The organism is Azospirillum oryzae (assembly GCF_900177515.1).
Classification (GTDB): Bacteria; Pseudomonadota; Alphaproteobacteria; order Azospirillales; family Azospirillaceae; genus Azospirillum; species Azospirillum oryzae_A.
In genome coordinates this window covers 173906-191157 of sequence record NZ_FXAK01000008.1, presented here as the reverse complement: position 1 = coordinate 191157, position 17252 = coordinate 173906, and the positions used below count along the sequence as shown (strand labels likewise).

Annotated in this window: 17 protein-coding genes; 4 read left to right on the top strand and 13 right to left on the bottom strand. The window is 67.3% G+C overall.

Annotated elements, in window-relative coordinates; genetic code table 11:
• Positions 1 to 97 precede the first annotated feature (97 nt).
• Both glmM and thiD read left to right on the top strand, forming a co-directional pair.
• Positions 98 to 1471, top strand: a complete 1374-nt coding sequence (glmM, locus tag B9N97_RS26900) for a phosphoglucosamine mutase (protein ID WP_085091180.1) — start codon at positions 98 to 100, stop codon at positions 1469 to 1471.
• Entirely contained in the window at positions 1468 to 2298 is an 831-nt protein-coding gene (thiD, locus tag B9N97_RS26895; protein WP_085090908.1) for a bifunctional hydroxymethylpyrimidine kinase/phosphomethylpyrimidine kinase, read from the top strand. Before glmM ends, thiD begins: the two co-directional genes overlap by 4 nt.
• Before the next feature lie 16 nt (positions 2299 to 2314).
• Here thiD and B9N97_RS26890 read toward each other — a convergent pair whose 3' ends face one another.
• The 7 genes from B9N97_RS26890 to cyoA all read right to left on the bottom strand — a co-directional run bounded on the left by B9N97_RS26890 (position 2315) and on the right by cyoA (position 9207).
• Positions 2315 to 2881 (bottom strand): response regulator transcription factor, encoded by a 567-nt coding sequence (locus B9N97_RS26890; protein WP_208621268.1) that lies wholly within the window; start codon positions 2879 to 2881, stop codon positions 2315 to 2317.
• Positions 2868 to 4145 (bottom strand): ATP-binding protein, encoded by a 1278-nt coding sequence (locus tag B9N97_RS26885; protein WP_244560947.1) that lies wholly within the window; start codon positions 4143 to 4145, stop codon positions 2868 to 2870. Before B9N97_RS26885 ends, B9N97_RS26890 begins: the two co-directional genes overlap by 14 nt.
• Before the next feature lie 91 nt (positions 4146 to 4236).
• A complete protein-coding gene (locus B9N97_RS26880; RefSeq protein ID WP_085090907.1) occupies positions 4237 to 5007 on the bottom strand; it encodes an SURF1 family protein in 771 nt (256 codons plus the stop codon).
• Positions 5004 to 5426, bottom strand: a complete 423-nt coding sequence (gene cyoD / locus B9N97_RS26875) for a cytochrome o ubiquinol oxidase subunit IV (protein ID WP_085090906.1) — start codon at positions 5424 to 5426, stop codon at positions 5004 to 5006. Before cyoD ends, B9N97_RS26880 begins: the two co-directional genes overlap by 4 nt.
• Positions 5423 to 6082: a cytochrome o ubiquinol oxidase subunit III gene (gene cyoC / locus B9N97_RS26870; RefSeq protein ID WP_432264210.1), complete on the bottom strand. Its 660-nt coding sequence runs from the start codon at positions 6080 to 6082 to the stop codon at positions 5423 to 5425. The genes cyoD and cyoC overlap by 4 nt, the downstream gene beginning before the upstream one ends.
• A gap of 3 nt (positions 6083 to 6085) precedes the next feature.
• Entirely contained in the window at positions 6086 to 8083 is a 1998-nt protein-coding gene (gene cyoB, locus B9N97_RS26865; protein WP_085090905.1) for a cytochrome o ubiquinol oxidase subunit I, read from the bottom strand.
• Positions 8084 to 8097: 14 nt separating this feature from the next.
• Positions 8098 to 9207, bottom strand: a complete 1110-nt coding sequence (gene cyoA, locus B9N97_RS26860) for a ubiquinol oxidase subunit II (RefSeq protein WP_085090904.1) — start codon at positions 9205 to 9207, stop codon at positions 8098 to 8100.
• A gap of 181 nt (positions 9208 to 9388) precedes the next feature.
• Here cyoA and B9N97_RS26855 point away from each other — a divergent pair, with 181 nt between their 5' ends.
• Together B9N97_RS26855 and B9N97_RS26850 are read left to right on the top strand one after the other, a co-directional pair.
• Positions 9389 to 10699, top strand: a complete 1311-nt coding sequence (locus tag B9N97_RS26855; protein ID WP_085090903.1) for an MFS transporter — start codon at positions 9389 to 9391, stop codon at positions 10697 to 10699.
• A gap of 134 nt (positions 10700 to 10833) precedes the next feature.
• Positions 10834 to 11253 carry a WD40 repeat domain-containing protein gene (locus B9N97_RS26850; protein ID WP_143266888.1) on the top strand — a complete coding sequence of 140 codons (420 nt, stop codon included), beginning with the start codon at positions 10834 to 10836 and terminating at the stop codon, positions 11251 to 11253.
• A gap of 2 nt (positions 11254 to 11255) precedes the next feature.
• Here the strand turns inward: B9N97_RS26850 and B9N97_RS26845 are convergent, their stop codons facing one another.
• The 6 genes from B9N97_RS26845 to B9N97_RS26820 all read right to left on the bottom strand — a co-directional run bounded on the left by B9N97_RS26845 (position 11256) and on the right by B9N97_RS26820 (position 17242).
• Positions 11256 to 11750 (bottom strand): DprA-like winged helix domain-containing protein, encoded by a 495-nt coding sequence (locus B9N97_RS26845; protein ID WP_085090901.1) that lies wholly within the window; start codon positions 11748 to 11750, stop codon positions 11256 to 11258.
• Complete coding sequence (locus tag B9N97_RS26840) at positions 11747 to 13249, bottom strand: nitrilase-related carbon-nitrogen hydrolase (protein ID WP_085090900.1); 1503 nt, start codon at positions 13247 to 13249, stop codon at positions 11747 to 11749. The genes B9N97_RS26845 and B9N97_RS26840 overlap by 4 nt, the downstream gene beginning before the upstream one ends.
• Before the next feature lie 3 nt (positions 13250 to 13252).
• On the bottom strand, positions 13253 to 13792 hold the full coding sequence (locus B9N97_RS26835; protein ID WP_085090899.1) for a cyclase dehydrase: 540 nt from the start codon (positions 13790 to 13792) through the stop codon (positions 13253 to 13255).
• Between the two features lie 9 nt (positions 13793 to 13801).
• Positions 13802 to 14974 (bottom strand): zinc-dependent alcohol dehydrogenase, encoded by a 1173-nt coding sequence (locus B9N97_RS26830; RefSeq protein ID WP_085090898.1) that lies wholly within the window; start codon positions 14972 to 14974, stop codon positions 13802 to 13804.
• Between the two features lie 102 nt (positions 14975 to 15076).
• A complete protein-coding gene (locus B9N97_RS26825; protein ID WP_085090897.1) occupies positions 15077 to 15682 on the bottom strand; it encodes a hemerythrin domain-containing protein in 606 nt (201 codons plus the stop codon).
• Positions 15683 to 15757: 75 nt separating this feature from the next.
• A complete protein-coding gene (locus B9N97_RS26820; protein ID WP_085090896.1) occupies positions 15758 to 17242 on the bottom strand; it encodes a glycosyltransferase family 87 protein in 1485 nt (494 codons plus the stop codon).
• Positions 17243 to 17252: the final 10 nt, after the last annotated feature.

The following is a 17252-nucleotide window of genomic DNA, read 5'->3' as shown; positions in this document are numbered from 1 at the left end:
ACCCGGCCGGGCTGCCGCGCGAAGAAACATCCTTCGCTTGCGCTTCCCGCCACCCGATCCGACATCGGGCTGGAACCGGCTCCTGCACGAGGTTTTCATGACGCGACACCTGTTCGGCACCGACGGCATCCGTGGCACCGCCAACATCGACCCGATGACCGCCGAAACGGCCCTGCGCGTGGCGATGGCGACCGCGCTGCAGTTCCGCCGCGGCGACCACCGCCACCGGGTGGTGATCGGCAAGGACACCCGGCTGTCCGGCTATCTGCTGGAACCGGCGCTGACCGCCGGCTTCATCTCCATGGGGATGGACGTGGTGTTGGTCGGGCCGCTGCCGACCCCGGCGGTCGCCATGCTGACCCGCTCGCTCCGTGCCGATATGGGCGTGGTGATCTCCGCCTCGCACAACCCCTATCAGGACAACGGCATCAAGCTGTTCGGCCCCGACGGCTACAAGCTGTCGGACGAGGTGGAGGCGGCGATCGAGCGGCGCATGGCGCTGCCCTTCGGCCCCGATCTCGCCGGTCCCGCCGACCTCGGCCGCGCCAGCCGTCTGGACGACGCCACCGGCCGGTATATCGAATATGTGAAGAACACCTTCCCGCGCGGCCTGCGGCTGGACGGGCTGAAGATCGTCGTCGATTGCGCCAACGGCGCCGCCTACAAGGTCGCGCCCAAGGTGCTGTACGAGCTGGGCGCCGACGTGATCCCGGTCGGCGTCAGCCCCGACGGCACCAACATCAACAAGGGCTGCGGCGCCACCGCCACCCACACCCTGCAGGAACAGGTGGTCGCCCATGGCGCCCATCTCGGCATCGCGCTGGACGGCGACGCCGACCGCCTGATCATGGTGGACGAGGCCGGGCGCCCGATCGACGGCGACCAGCTGATGAGCCTGATCGCCACCTCCTGGGCGCGGTCGCAGACTTTGCGCGGCGGCGGCGTCGTCGCCACCGTCATGTCCAACCTGGGCATGGAGCGCCATCTCGGCGGCCTCGGCCTGCATCTGGCCCGCACCCCCGTCGGCGACCGCTATGTCGTCGAGTTGATGCGCGAGCGCGGCTACAATGTCGGCGGCGAGCAGTCGGGCCATGTCGTGCTGTCCGACTATTCCACCACCGGCGACGGGCTGATCGCCGCGCTTCAGGTGCTGGCGGTGCTGATCCAGGCCGACGGCCGCGCGGCCAGCGAGGTCTGCCGCGTCTTCGATCCTGTGCCGCAGAAGCTGACCAACGTCCGCTTCTCCGCCGGGACCAAGCCGCTGGAGGATGCCGTCGTCCAGCAGGCGATCAAGGACGGCGAGGCTCGTCTGGCGGCGAGCGGCCGTGTGCTGATCCGCAAGTCGGGCACCGAGCCGCTGATCCGCGTGATGGCGGAGGGCGACGACGAGACGCTGGTCCACAGCGTGGTCGCCGACATCGCCGACGCCATCCAGGCCAGCGCCGCCCGCAGCCTGGAGGCCGCGCAATGAGCGACGGCAGCGTGAGCGGCAACAGCGTCAAGGGCCGCGTCCTGATCGTCGCCGGCTCCGATTCCGGCGGCGGCGCCGGCATCCAGGCCGACATCAAGGCGGTCAGCGCGCTCGGCGCCTATGCGATGACCGCCATCGCCGCGCTGACGGCGCAGAACACCACCGGCGTCTATGGCGTGGTGCCGGTCGATCCCGCCTTCGTCGCCCTGCAGATGAAGCTGGTGCTGGAGGATATCGGCGCCGACGCGGTGAAGATTGGCATGCTCGCCAACGCCCCGGTCATCGAGGCGGTGGCGGCGGAGTATGAGGAACGCGCGGTCAACGTGCCGCTGGTCCTCGATCCGGTGATGATCGCCAAGAGCGGCCACCATCTGCTCGACCCCGACGCCGTGCTGACTTTGCGCCGGCGCCTGCTGCCGCTGGCCGAGGTGGTGACGCCCAACCTGCCGGAGGCCGAGGCGCTGACCGACCTGCCGATCCGCGACCTCGACGACATGCGCCGCGCCGCCGAGCTGATGCTGAGCTTCGGCCCGAAATCGGTCCTGCTGAAGGGCGGCCATCTGGAGGACGACACCCTCTACGACCTCCTTCTGACCGAAGAGGGCGAAACGGTGTTCGAGGGCCGCCGCGTCCACACCCCCCACACCCACGGCACCGGCTGCACCCTGTCCTCGGCCATCGCCGCCGGTCTGGCCCAGGGCATGACCACCCGCGACGCGGTCGCCCGCGCGCGGCGCTATGTCGAAACCGCGATCCTGACCGCCCCCGGTCTGGGCCACGGCCACGGCCCGCTCAACCACCTGCACACGGTGCGCGAGTTCTCGTAAAGGGGCGGGGGCCCCATCACGGCACCCGCTTCTTCTCCAGCTTGCGCGCCAGCGTGCGCCGGTGCATGCCGAGCCGCCGCGCGGTCTCGGAGATGTTGAAGTTCGTCTCCACCAGCGTCTCGTGGATGCGCTCCCACTCCAGATTCTTGATCGAGGTGGTGCGGACGGCCGGCGCGATGGAGGTGTCTCCCTCGGTGCGCTCGAAGGCGGCCTCGATGTCGTCGGTGTTGGACGGTTTCGCCAGATAATGGCAGGCGCCCAGCTTGATCGCCTCGACCGCGGTGGCGATGCTGGCGAAGCCGGTCAGCACGACGATGCGGGTTTCCTCGTCCGCCTCGTGCAGCTCCTTCACGCATTCCAGCCCCGATCCGGTGGCGAGCTTCAGGTCGATCACCGCATAGTCGGGGTCCACCGTCTGCAGGATCTCCCGCATCTCCTCCAACCCGGCGCAGGCGTGGACCTCGTAGCCGCGGCGTTCGAAGGACCGGCGCAGCGCACGGGCGAAGGACGCATCGTCCTCGACGATCAGCAGGGTGCGGTCGCCCTGCTCCATGTCCGGCGTCTCCAGTTCAGTCGTCTCCATCGGCGCCTCCCGGCGACAGGGCGGACAGCGGCAGGGTCAGCGTCACGGTGGCGCCGCCGGCCGCCCGGTTCTTGGCCGAAACGGTCCCGCCCAGCTTGCGCAGCACATTGACCACCAGGAACAGGCCAAGCCCGCTGCCCGGCCGCTTCTTGGTGGAGCGGTAGGGCTTGCCCAGCTCCTCCAGGATGGCGGGGTCGAATCCGGGGCCGCAATCATTGACCGCCACCACCAGATTGTCGCCCTGCCGCAGCGCGGCGACGCCGATCCAGTCCGGCGAGGCCTCCAGCGCATTGTCCAGCACGTTGAACAGCACCTGTTTCAGGGCGAGGTCGGCGATCATCCGCTCCTCCGGCCCGACGGTGTTGTCATAGTCGAAGCGGCCGGGCGAGCGGCTGGACAGCCAGTCCTCCACCAGACCGTCGAGGAACCCCTTCACCGTGGTGCGCACCGTGCCCTCGCCGCGCGCCTCGCCCGACGACATCAGGATGCCCGACACGATGGCCTTGCAGCGGTCGATCTGGTTCTGCATCTCCGCCACTTCCTCCGACAAATCGGGGTCGGCCATCAGCGACGGCATGCGGCGCCAGTCGTTGAGGATCACCGACAGGGTGGCGAGCGGCGTGCCCAGCTCATGCGCGGCGCCCGATGCCAGCAGCCCCATGCGGACGATGTGCGCCTCTTCCATCGATCGCTGGCGCAACTCCGCCAGATAGGCGTCGCGGGCGCGCAGGTTGCGGTTGATCTGGGTGAGGAAGGGGACCAGCAGGCTCGCCGCCAGCACGAAGCAGATGAACATGCCCTGGATGTGCAGGCTGAACAGCTCGCCCTCATAGGCATGGGGCAGGGGAAGCGGCTGGTGGGTGCCGATCAGCCAGGTGAAGCCGGCGGTCGCCACCAGAACCAGCGCCCAGGCCGACCACGCCTCCAGCAGCACCGCCCCCAGCGCCACCTGCAGCAGATACAACGAGATGAAGGGGTTGGACGCCCCGCCGCTGAGATAGAGCTGCAAGGTCAGCGCCCAGACGTCGATCAGCAGTTCCAGGAACAGCTGGGTGTTGGAGACGGCGGAACTGCGGCGGATCTGGATCAGGCTGGCGATGTTCAGCGCCACCAGCACGAAGATCACCGCCGCCATCGGTAGCAGCGGCAGGCGGATGCCCATCTGCGCATGGACGATCAGGATCGTCACGATCTGCCCGACGACGGCGAGCCAACGCAGCTGGACGAGCAGGAACAGGTTTTTGCGGTCGGTGGTGTCGCGCACGAAAGACGTCCTGTTCCTCGCCCGGTTCATCAGCATACCGACTTATATAGAGAGTTACCGGCGGGAGGGGAGCTTTGTCGGAGCGTCTGTTTCATGCCCTCCGACGCCGCATCTCGCTGCGGAAGACATAGAGGACGGCGCCGATCAGCATCAGGTCCAGCGCGAACCAGGTCAGCGCATAGCTGAGATGGCTGTTGGGGAAGCTGACCACCGTCAGCCCGCCGACCGGCCAGCCGCCGGGATTGCGGGTGCCGTCGGCATCGATGAAATAGGGGGCGACCCGCTCAAGCCCCTTCGCCGCGGCGATGGCGGCGACGTCGCGGGAATACCAGCGGCCGGCGGCCGGATCGTTGCTGCGCAGGAACCCGCCCTTCGGCTCGGTCAGGCGCAGAAGGCCGGTGACGGTCACCTCGCCCTGCGGCTGCCCCTCGGCGCGGGTGGCGGGATCGCGCTTTTCCGGCGGTACGAAGCCGCGGTTGACCAGCACGGTGAAGCCGCGGTCGCTGACCAGCGGCGTCATCACCCAGAAGCCGCCGCCCAGGTCGGTGACGGCCTGCACCAGCGTTTCGCGGTCGTTCAGGAGGTGGCCGGTGACGGCGACGCGGCGGTACTCGTCCGACGCGGCCGAAACCGACGGCCACGCCTCCGGCCCCGGTGCCGGCACCGGAGAGGCGTGGATGCGGGCGTCCACCCGCTCGATCAAATCCAGCTTCCACACCCGGCGTTCGAGCTGCCAGATGCCGAGCGCGGTCAGGCCGGCGACGCCGGCCAGGGCCAGAAGGCCGAAGAGGGCCAGCGCCCAAGCCGGGCGGGCCCTCTTCTTTGTGCCGCCCGCAGGGGGCGCGGACGGCAGTCCGGTCACGGCATCTTGCTCATGTCGTGGGTCATGCCGGGCATCATGTTGTAGTTCAGGTGGTACATCACCCAGAGCGAACCAGAGAACATGATGAAGACGACGATGATCGTGAAGATCATCGCCAGCATCGACCAGCCGCCTTCGACGCGGCCGTTCATGTGCAGGAAATACACCATGTGGACGATGATCTGGACGACTGCCAGCGCCAGGATCACGACCGTGGTGGTCGCATTGTCCAGCGTGCCGTTCATCACCAGCCAGAACGGAATGACCGTCAGGATCACCGACAGGACGAAACCGATCATATAGCTGCCGAAGGTGCCGTGGGCGCCCGCGGGGTGGCCGTGGTCGTCATGACCATGACCGTGGTCGCCATGGCCGTGGCCCTGATGGGCGTGGTGGTCGCTGTGCGCGTGGGTGCTCATCGCAGCGCTCCCATCAGATAGACGAAGGTGAACACACCGATCCAGATGACGTCCAGGAAGTGCCAGAACATGCTGAGGCACATCAGGCGCCGGCGGTTGGCCGGGATCAGGCCGCGGCGGGCGACCTGGACCATCAGCGTCACCAGCCACACGCTGCCGAAGGTGACGTGCAGCCCGTGGGTGCCGACCAGCGTGAAGAAGGACGACAGGAAGGCGCTGCGGCCGGGACCGGCCCCCTCATGGATCAGGTGGGCGAACTCGTACAGCTCGATGCCGAGGAAGGCGAGGCCGAACAGCAGGGTGATGAACAGCCAGGCCTGGGTCTGGCCGGTGCGGCCCTTTTCCATCGCCAGCATGGCGAAGCCATAGGTAATGGAGGACAGCAGCAGCATGGAGGTGTTCAGCGCCACCAGCGGCAGGTCGAACAGCTCCTTCGGCGTCGGGCCGGCGGCGTAGCTGGTGCCCAGCACGCCGTAGGTCGCGAACAGCACCGCAAAGATGAGGCAGTCGCTCATCAGGTAGATCCAGAAGCCGAGCGCGGTGCTGGCGGCCTCGTGGGCGTGCTCGTCCCTCACATAGAAGACGGGCGGGGTGGCGTCACGCGGGGTGTCGTGCCCCGCGTGGCTGCCGTGCATGGCTTCAACGGTCGTCGTCATGCTTTACACCTGTCCGGAGAGCAGACGGGTCCGCTCGTTCTCGGTCCGCACCACCTCATCCACCGGGATGTGGAAGTCGCGGTTGTAGTTGAAGGTATGGTTGATGGCGACCGCCAGCAGGCCGATGAAGCTCACCGCGGCCAGCCACCAGATGTGCCAGACCAGGGCAAAGCCGAGCACGGTGCTGATGCCGGCCAGGATGACGCCGGTGCCGGTGTTGCTGGGCATGTGGATCGGGCGGAAGCCCTCCAGCGGACGGTTGTAGCCGCGCTTCTTCATGTCCCACCACGCGTCGTTGTCATGGATGACCGGCGTGAAGGCGAAGTTGTAGCCCGGCGGCGGCGAGGAGGTCGCCCATTCCAGGGTACGGCCGTCCCACGGGTCGCCGGTGACGTCGACCAGTTGGTTGCGCTTCAGGACGCTGACGGCGATCTGGATCAGGAAGGAGCCGATGCCGAGCGCGATCAGGACGGCGCCGAAGGCGGCGATCTGGAACCAGATCTGCAGCGACGGATCCTCGAACACGCGCAGGCGGCGGGTGACGCCCATCAGGCCCAGGACGTAGAGCGGCATGAAGGCGAAGTAGAAGCCGATCACCCAGAACCAGAAGGACATCTTGCCCCAGAACGGATCCAGGCGGAAACCGAAGGCCTTCGGCCACCAGTAGTAGATGCCGGCGAACAGGCCGAACAGCACGCCGCCGATGATGACGTTGTGGAAGTGGGCGATCAGGAACAGGCTGTTGTGCAGGACGAAGTCGGCGGGCGGAACCGCCAGCAGCACGCCGGTCATGCCGCCGATGACGAAGGTCAGCATGAAGGCGATGGTCCACATCATCGGCAGTTCGAACCGGATGCGGCCGCGATACATGGTGAACAGCCAGTTGAAGATCTTCGCACCCGTCGGGATCGAGATGATCATCGTCGTGATGCCGAAGAACGAGTTCACGCTGGCGCCCGAACCCATGGTGAAGAAGTGGTGCAGCCACACCAGGTAGGACAGGATGGTGATGACGACGGTCGCGTAGACCATCGAGGTGTAGCCGAACAGCTTCTTGCCGGTGAAGGTGGAGGTCACTTCCGAGAAGATGCCGAAGCACGGCAGGATCAGGATGTAGACTTCCGGATGGCCCCAGATCCAGATCAGGTTCACGTACATCATGGGGTTGCCGCCCATGTCGTTCGTGAAGAAGTGCGTGCCGACATAGCGGTCCAGCGACAGCAGGACCAGCACGGCGGTCAGGATCGGGAAGGAGGCGACGATCAGGACGTTGGTGCAGAGCGAGGTCCAGGTGAAGACCGGCATCTTCATCATGGTCATGCCGGGGGCGCGCATCTTCACGATCGTGCAGATCAGGTTGATGCCCGACAGCGTCGTTCCGACGCCTGCCACCTGCAAGGCCCAGATGTAATAATCGACGCCGACGTCCGGGCTGGCCTCCAGACCCGACAGCGGCGGATAGGCCAGCCAGCCGGTGCGCGCGAACTCACCCACGAACAGCGAGGCCATGATCAGCACGGCGCCGCCGACGGTCATCCAGAAGCTGAAATTGTTCAGGAACGGGAAGGACACGTCGCGTGCGCCGATCTGTAGCGGCACGACATAGTTCATCAGCCCCGTCACCAGCGGCATGGCGACGAAGAAGATCATGATCACACCGTGGGCGGTGAAGACCTGATCGAAGTGGTGGGAATTGAGGTAGCCTTCGCTGCCGTTGAAGGCGATGGCCTGCTGGGCGCGCATCATGATGGCGTCGGCGAAGCCGCGCAGCAGCATGATCAGGCCCAGCACCATGTACATGATGCCGATGCGCTTGTGGTCGACGGTGGTGAACCACTCCGTCCACAGATAGCCCCACAGCTTGAAATAGCTGAGGGCGGCGACCAGCGCGATGCCGCCGAGCACGACCGCGAAGAAGGTCGCGACGACGATCGGCTCGTGATAGGGGAAGGACTCCAGGCTGAGGCGCCCGAAGAGGAAGGTCGTCAGTGTCTCAAGCATGCCGGTGTGCCCAATCAGGGATTGGCCAGCCGCTGCGGCCCGGCCGGGGAGGCGGACGCGCTGATCGGCGTGACGGTGGGGCGCTGCACGGCGCCCGAGTTTGCGGCGGCTTCAACGGCTTCGGCCACGGTGCACAGGCCGGTCGGCTGGGTGTCCGGGAAACCGGCCAGCGTGTTGGCCCGCAGGATGGCGTCGGCCGCGGCCTTGCCGCCGGCGTTCAGCCCGCCCGCGCGGTCGATGGCGGCCATGTCGCTCATGCACATGGTGCCGGGACGAACGCACATGTTGACGACGGCGTTGAACAGCTTCGGATCGACGCTGCCGTAATGCTGGACCGGAACCGCCTCGCTCGGCTTTTCCAGCGCCAGATAGGCGTTGCGGTCCAGCGAGCCGTTGGCCGACTTCACCTTCGACACCCAGCCGTCGAAATTCTCGTTCGACAGGCCGAGGAAGTTGAAGCGCATGTGCGAGAAGCCGGCGCCGCTGTAGTTGGACGAGAAGCCCTTGTAGGTCCCCGGCTCGTTGATCACGGCGTGGAGCTTCGTCTCCATGCCCGGCATGGCGTAGATCATCCCCGCCAGCGCCGGAACGTAGAAGGAGTTCATCACCGACGACGCGGTGATGCTGAAGCGGATCGGCCGGTCCACCGGGGCGGCCATCTCGTTGACCGAGGCGATGCCGTATTCCGGATAGACGAACAGCCACTTCCAGTCGAGCGCCACCACCTGCACGTCCAGCGGCTTGGCGCCGGCGGGAACGGGCTTGTCGGCCGCGATGCGGTCGAGCGGACGGTAGGGGTCGAGCTTGTGGGTGGTCACCCAGGTGATGGCACCCAGGCAGATGATGATCAGGAGCGGGGCGGCCCAGATCACCAGTTCAAGCTGCGTCGAATGGTCCCAGTCCGGTTCGTAGCGGGCCGTGTTATTGGACTGACGGTAACGCCAGGCGAACAGCACGGTAAGCGCCATGACCGGGACGATGATCAGCAGCATCAGCAGGGTGGAGATGACCACAAGGTCACCCTGCTGGCTCGCAACGTCGCCGGCCGGGTTCAGCACGACCAGGTTGCAGCCACTCAACGCCGCCATCACTGGCAGCAGGGCGATTGCGCGATAACGGCTCAAGGCAGGACCTGTTTCATAAGGTTTGCTTTGGGGAGACAGCTAGCGGCCATAGCCCAGCTGCGACATTGGACAATTTGTCCAATGCCTGACTCCTGCGCGCTTGACAGGTCACCGATGGTTGAGGTGACATATTGTATGATCTGCGGATCATCGCAAGCGAAATAACGCAGCCGGAGCCGACATGATGACTTCATCGATTGCGGCCGTTGAACGGGATGCGAGGCTGGTGAACGCGCGGCATCACGGGGTCAACCCCGGAGAGATTGCCATCGGCGTGATCATCGGCCGAACCTCCGAGTTTTTCGACTTCTTCGTTTACGCCATCGCTTCCGTGATCGTCTTCCCGAAGCTGGTGTTCCCCTATGTCGATCCGCTGACCGGGACACTTTGGTCTTTCGCCATCTTCGCGCTGGCCTTCGTCGCGCGACCGATCGGCACCTTCATCTTCATGGCCATCGACGAGAATTACGGGCGCAGCGCCAAGCTGACCATCGCCCTGTTCCTGCTGGGCATTTCCACCGTGGCGCTGGCCTTCCTGCCGGGATACGAGGCGATCGGCGTCGCCGCCGCATGGCTGCTGGCGCTCTCGCGCATCGGGCAGGGCATCGCGCTGGGCGGGACCTGGGACGGTCTGGCCTCGCTTCTGGCGATGAACGCACCGGAAAACCGACGCGGCTGGTATGCCATGATCCCGCAGCTGGGCGCGCCCATCGGCCTGATCGTGGCGAGCGGCCTGTTCGCCTACATGGTCAACAGCCTGTCGGCGGAGGATTTCTTCGCCTGGGGCTGGCGCTATCCGTTCTTCGTGGCCTTCGCCATCAATGTGGTGGCCCTGTTCTCCCGCCTGCGACTCGTGCAGACGCCGGAGTTCGAACGCCTGTTCCTGAACCGCGAACTGCAGCCGGCTCCCGTCGTGGAAACGCTGCAGATGGAAGGCAAGCGCGTGGTGATCGGCGCCTTCGCCCCGCTGGCCAGCTTCGCCCTGTTCCACATGGTCACCGTCTTCCCGCTGTCCTGGATCTTCCTGAATGCGAATCAGGAAACCGGTGCCTTCCTGGTCATCGAGGTGATCGCGGCCGCCTTCGGCATCGCGGCCATCGTCGCATCCGGCTACATCGCCGACCGGGTCGGTCGGCGGACGCTGCTCGGCAGCTGTGCCGCCGCCATCGCGGTGTTCAGTGGGTTCGCGCCGCTGCTGCTCAACGGCGGGCAGACGGGCGAACTGGTGTTCATGGTGCTGGGCTTCGTCATCCTCGGCCTGTCCTTCGGCCAGTCCTCGGGGTCGGTGGCGTCTGGCTTCACCCAGCAGTACCGCTACACCGGGTCGGCGATGACCTCCGATCTGGCCTGGCTGTTCGGGGCCGGCTTCGCGCCCTTCGTCGCGCTGTACCTGTCCAGCCATTTCGGGCTGATCGCCTCCGGCCTCTACCTGCTGTCGGGCGCGATCTGCACGCTGGTGGCGCTGCGGATCAACAAAACACTGTCGTCCTGACGGGGCTGCGCCCGCCCGCCGCCGCTCTTGCGGCGGGCGGGCGTCCCTCGTGACTTGTCGCCCGTGACTTGCCGGATACGCCTTCGCCGCCAATCTTGATCGGTGCAACGAACCGGAAAAGGCGGCCCGACCCCATGCGATCGTCATCCCATTCCCGTCCCGCTTCCCTCGGACGCGGGCGCCTGCTCGTGGTGACGCTGGCCGCCCTGGCGGGCCTGTCGGCCTGCGCCGGGTTCGAGCCGGACTACCGCAAGCCGGGCGCCCAGCGCCTGACCGGGCCGGAGGTGTCGACGCTGCTCGGCGGCCACACGCTGAGCATCGTCAACGCGCGCGGCAAGTCCTACATGAACCGCTTTTCCAAGGACGGGTCGATCGTCATCTCCGGCTCCAAGGGCAATGAATACGGCCAGTGGACGGTGTCCGGCGACCGCTATTGCCTGACGCTGGACATCGATCCGCGCCAGCAATGCATGGAGATCTACAAGCTTCCCGACGGCCGCTACCAGATGGTCAACGCCGACGGGACGCTGCGCAACACCTTCACGGTGGATTGAAGTCAACCCGACTCGAGCGCGTTGACCGTCAGCCGCCCGGCCGGCCAGGAGCGGACGAGCCCGGCGGCGCGCAGTTCCGGCAGGATGCCGCCGACCTCCTCGGCGGACAGCCCGGTCGCCTCGACGATGGCGGGGCAGGTCCGCGGGCCCCCTTTCAATGCCGACAGGACCGCACCGGCGGTTGCGGGCAGAGCCTCGGCCGGGCGCGGCGGGATGCCGGCGCGGGCGGCGGCGATCATCAGCGCCAGCATGCGCAATTGACCAAGCCGCTGCATCGCGTCCCCGCCCGGATCGTCCTGCAGGGACAGCGCGGTGTGGCAGCGGGCGGCGGTTCGGGCGAGCGCCGCGAGGTCGTCGCCCCGACCAGTCGCGATGGCGCCGACCGCCTCCTGGGCCAGCGTCTCCAGTTCGGCGTCCGCGACCGCCCAATCCCCCCGCCTGACGGCGCCGAGCAGCTCGTCGCCCAGCCTCATCAACGCCGCTTCGAACGCGCTCATTCGCATCCCTCCGGTTCCGGATCGGGCAGGGCGGGCCAGTCGGCCGGCGTCCAGCGGGCGCAGACATAGCCCGGAGCCGGGTCGGACAGCGGCAGGGTCAGGCAGGCGATGCGCGGGGCGCCGGCAAGGCTTGCCCGCGGCTGGAACAGCAGGGCGACGCCGCACTCTTCGATCACCTTGTCCTCTTCACCGTTGGCGCGGCAATAGCGGTTGAAGCGGTGCGACAGCGCCATGCTGTTGGCGACGATCACCCGGCAATAGCCGGCGCGCGACGACGCTCCGCCCTCCTTCGCCTGCCAGCGTTGGGTGGTCAGTCCGCTGTCCATCACCGGGGTGACCAGCCAGTCCACCATCATGCCCGACGCGATCCAGGCGCTGGGCTGCGTCCGCCCCAGATCCTCGCAGATGGCGACGGCGACCCGGCCGAGGTCGGGCAGTTCGAACAGGGTGAAGCGGTCGCCGGTCTCGATGTCCTCGCGGGCGCAGTCCAGCAGCCGGCCGTTGCGGTCGCGCAGGTCGTAGGAGCGGCATTGGTCGCTGTCGAGGTCCCAGCAATGCAGTTTGGTCTGTTCGCCGACCACCCGGCCGCAGCGGTCGAGCAGCAGCACGCGGTTGCGCGGCCGGTCCCCCGTCTCCTTCACGCCGAGCAGCACATGGCGGATCGGCCCGTCCACCGCCTGGGCGCGCAGCGCCTCCTGGATCGCGGCCAGCGAGTCGGGATGGACCGAAACCTCCGGGAACAGCACGAAATTGGCGCCCTGCTCGGCCAGCCGGGCGATGGCGTCGGCGGCGCGGCGGCCAAGCGCGCGCGGGGCGGGATCGTACCAATCCTCGCCGTCCCGGCGGAACCGGCGGATGGCGAGGTCGTCCTCCGCCTCCGCCAGCGGGACCACGCCGATGATGGGCGTCCAGGCAGGGTCGCTCGGGTCCTGGTCCGACACCGCAGCAATGCGCCGGTACTCCACGGCGATGCGCCGTTCCGGGTCGCCCTCGCGCTCGGCTTCGATGGTCAGGCTGGGCAGCACCACCAGCAGGTTGGTGAACAGATCGTCGGGATCGAAGTCACCCGCATCGGCACCCGGCGCAAGGGCGCCGGGCGGCGCCGTCTCGCGGATGTTCATGGCACGGGCGAGCAGGCCGGGCCGCAGGATCAGCTGGCCGTCGGCCGGGTCGGCGTTGAACCGCCCGTCCCGATTCAGGCGGCGGCGCGCCTCCAGCCGCCCGGCCGGAAGAGGGTCGTCGGCCAGATAGCGATAGCGGCAGGCCAGCGGCGCGAACCACGAATCGATGGCCTGCGCCGCCGCCAGGGTGCGGTCGAACCCCGAGCCGGCCCATTCCTCCAGTGCCAGGACGCCCTCCCGCAGGCGCTCCGCCGCCTCATCGGCCAACCGGCCGGCGCGGACGTGGTCCGCCTCCAGCTCTTCAGCCAGGGTGCGGACCTCGTCGCGGCGCTCCCGCAGCCGGCCCCACAGGGCCATGAACAGGTCGGCCGGATGCATGCGTCACGAGGCGCCGGCTTGGCCGGTCGCCGGCTGGAACTGCAGGATCTTCGGCGTCCGCATGTCCTCGGCGATGGGGGCGTCGCTGGCAGCGCCCCGCATGGCGGAGACGGCGCGGGGGAAGCCGCTGCGACCGCTGTAGTCCGGCACCGGCAGGCTGCGGTAATGGGCCTCCTCCTGGTGCAGCTTCTGGGCGCAGACGATGTCCAGCGCCGTCGCCGCCAGAACGGCGCCGAAGGCGATGCCGGCATTCCCGGCGCGCCGGTTGTCCCGCATCCCCTCCGCCAGCGTCGCCATGTCGACGGCGTCGCCGGCGATGCGGCCCCAGATCCAGGGCTTGGGATCGCCGAGAGCCAGCAGGCCGACTCCGGTGGTGATCTCCCGCACGCCATAGGCGCGGATCAGGTTGGTCCTGTCCTCCATCCCCATCCAGCGGGCGATGCTGCGTCCGGCCATCAGTTCGGCGACGCCGAGCCCGATGCTGAACCAGCCGAGCCCGCGGGCGAGATTGTCTCCGGCCGAGGAGCGGTTGTAATAGGCCATGTCTTCACCTCAGGGCTTGAGGACCACCTTGATGCAGCCGTCCCGCTTGTCGCGGAAGGTCTTGTACATCTCGGGTCCCTGATCGAGCGGAACGGTGTGGGTGATGACGAAGGACGGGTCGATCTGCCCTTCCTGGATCCGGTTCAGCAGGTCGTCGGTCCAGCGGTTGACATGGGTCTGGCCCATGCGCCAGGTCAGTCCCTTGTTCATCGCCATGCCGAAGGGCATCTTGTCGATCAGCCCGCCATAGACACCGGGGATCGACAGGACGCCGGCCGGGCGGCAGACATAGATCATCTCGCGCAGCACATGGGCGCGGTCCGATTCCAGCATCAGCGCCTGCTTGGCGCGGTCGTACATCGAATCGAGCGTGGCGGTGGCGTGCGCCTCCATGCCGACGGCGTCGATGCATTTCTCCGGACCCTTGCCGCCGGTCAGCTCGTTCAGCCGCTCGACGACGCTCTCCTCCTCGAAATTGATGGTGATGGCGCCGCCGGCCTTGGCCATCGCCAGCCGTTCCGGCACGCGGTCGATGGCGACCACCTGTTTGGCGCCCAAGAGGACGGCGCTGCGGATCGTCATCTGTCCGACCGGGCCGCAGCCCCAGATCGCCACCGTGTCGGTCGGCTGGATGTCGCACTGGGCGGCGGCCTGCCAGCCGGTGGGGAAGATGTCGCCCAGGAACAGCACCTGCTCGTCGGTCAGCCCGCTGGGGATCTTGATGTGGGTGCGGTCGGCCATCGGCACCCGCACATATTCCGCCTGCCCGCCGGCATAGCCGCCGGTCAGGTGGGTGTAGCCGAACAGCCCGGCGGTGGTGTGGCCGAAGACCTTGTCGGCCAGCGCCTTGTTGCGGTTGGAGCGTTCGCAGACCGAATAATTGCCGCGCTTGCACTGGTCGCATTCGCCGCACCAGATGGTGAAGGGAACCACCACCCGCTCGCCGACCTTCAGCGCGCTCTTGGCTTCCGATCCCACCTCCATCACCTCGCCCATGAATTCATGACCGACGATGTCGCCCTTCTCCATGCCCGGCATGAAATTGTCGTGCAGGTGAAGGTCGGACCCGCAGATGGCGCAGGTCGTCACCTTGACGATGGCGTCGCGCGGATGTTCGATCTCTGGATCCGGGACCGTGTCGCAGCGGATGTCGTTGGCGCCGTGCCAGACCAGTGCTCTCATCGATTTCTCCCGGACTTTCGCCCTCGTTACGGTTCCATTCAGCAACAGGACCGTCGGCCGGAGCGTTCCGGTTCCGGCCGGCCCCTCACCGTAAGGCGATGGTCAGAGGATCAGTGCCTTCTCGCGGGCGACGCCGCCCGACATGATGGCGGTCTGGCCGTCGTCCAGGCTGTTGCGCAGGGCGGGGAAGTCGATCTCCTCCTCCTGGCGGATATGACCGTCGACGATGCGCTTCAGGTCGAGCGCCACGGCGAGCCAGTGGGGATCGTCCTTCGGCGTCTGCTCCAGGACGAAGAGGTGCATCTTGATCTCGGCATGCTCGCCGTAGAGATGCTTGGCGTCCTCTTCCTTCCGGGCTTCCTCGTGCAGCAGCGGATAGACGACGTCCTCCTCCGCCATGGCATGGGCGGCCAGCCGGCGCTTCAGGCGAAGCAGCAGCTGGGTGCGGCGGACGGGCGCATCCATCGGGGTCTGCACCATCTCCGCCAGCAGCGACTGGATGTGGCGGTGGTCGTCGATCAGCGCGTCGATGCCGTCGCGGCCGGCGGCGTGGCGGGCGGTACCGGCCAGCTGCGCCACCACCGGGGGCAGCAGCCGGCTTGCCACCAGCGCCAGCGCCGCCCCGCCGGCCATCATCGCCAGCCCGCGCGCCGACAGCCAGCCCGTATCGTCTCCGTGCGAATAGCCTGCTCCCGAGTACCGTGCCATGACGGGGCTCCTTCCTGCCGGTTGGGTGATCCTGCTCACCAACAGGCGCACGAGCCCCGGCGTTCCGGCGGGCCGTCAGGCGGCGGGCAAGTGCGGGGCGGAGGATTGCCGCGCCGTCTTCGGCGCATCCGCCGTCGTCACCAGCAGGTGGAGCAGCAGCAGGGCGGTGAAGAACAGGTAGGATTGCAGGAAATTGTAGGGGGTATCGGCAAGCTCGTTCAGGGGATGGAAGAAGTCGTTGCTCAGGATCGCGAATCCGATGCCCAGCAGCAGCAGTTTGCCGAGGCCGCGGCGCCGGTCCCGGGCGGCGAGGTCGATCAGAACGAACAGCAGATAGGCGCAGACCGGCAGCAGCACGCCGTAATGCGGAATCCAGGCGATCGGCGTGCCGATGGTGAAACAGGTTCCGGCCACCAGGAAGGAGGCGATGGGCTGCCGCCGGTCGGTCCCGGCCCCATTGCCGCCGACCCCGTCCCTGATCCGCCACAGCAGGCCGAACAGGACGAACAGGATGCCGGAGACCAGCGTCGCGCCATGGACGAGCGCATTGTAGGCCGGGAACGCGCTGCCCCGCCATTCGGTCTCGCCGTTGGTGTTCAACAGCAGGTTCGGCCCGTTCTGGAGCAGGCGGTGCAGAAGCCCGTTCAGGGTCTGGTTGGCGTAATAGCTTTCGCCATGCTGGCCCAGGAACGACAGCACGTCGAGGTAATGCAGCGACGGGCCGAGGCCGTAGAGGGCGCTGGCGGCGGCGAAGCCGGGAACCACCACCGCCGCCCAGCCGATGGCGAACCCCCATTCCCGGCGCAGCAGCGCCCAGATCAGGAAAAGCGACATCTGCGGCTTGATCAGCGTCGATGCGCCGAGCATGGCGCCGGCGAGCGCCCGCTGGTCGCGCACGTAGAACAGGGTGGCGAAGACGAAGGCGGCATTCAGCCATGCCTGCATCTGGCCGACGGCGAAGGCCTTGACGATCGGGAAGAAGCACAGCGTCGCCACCGCGCCGAGCGCCGCGAGCATCAGCCGGCTGTTGCCGTTGCGCACGGTTTGGTCGAACCCCATGCGTTCCGCCAGTTCGCGCATCAGCAGCGCCATGCCGCCGGCGGTGGCGACGACCATCAGCAGGTTGATCAGGGCATAGATGCGCAAGTGAAGCAGGCCGACCGCCGACATCGCCTCCAGCACCAGCAGGGAGGTCAGCGGATATTGGAATTTCACATGCTTGGTAAAGAATATGGCGTCGTAGACGTTGCCTTGCCCATGCTCATGCAGCCAGGTGAAGGCCGTCATCATCGGTTCCCAGGAATCGAGCGGCAGCCGTTCCGGTTTCTGGCCCAGGATCAGGAGCACGACGTCCCACACCGTGGTGTCGAGCTCGGCATGCAGATAGGGTCTGAGGACGACGCCAAGCAGCGTGTCGGCACTGAGAACGAACAGAAACGCGGCGGACAACATCCAGGCGGCGAAGCGGTGATTGCCGATGATATCGGCCGCCCGGCCGCCATTGTTCATCGGCGTCTCCACACCTCCGTCCGCCGCGCTTGCCAATTCCTTCGTATCCATCGGCGACCAC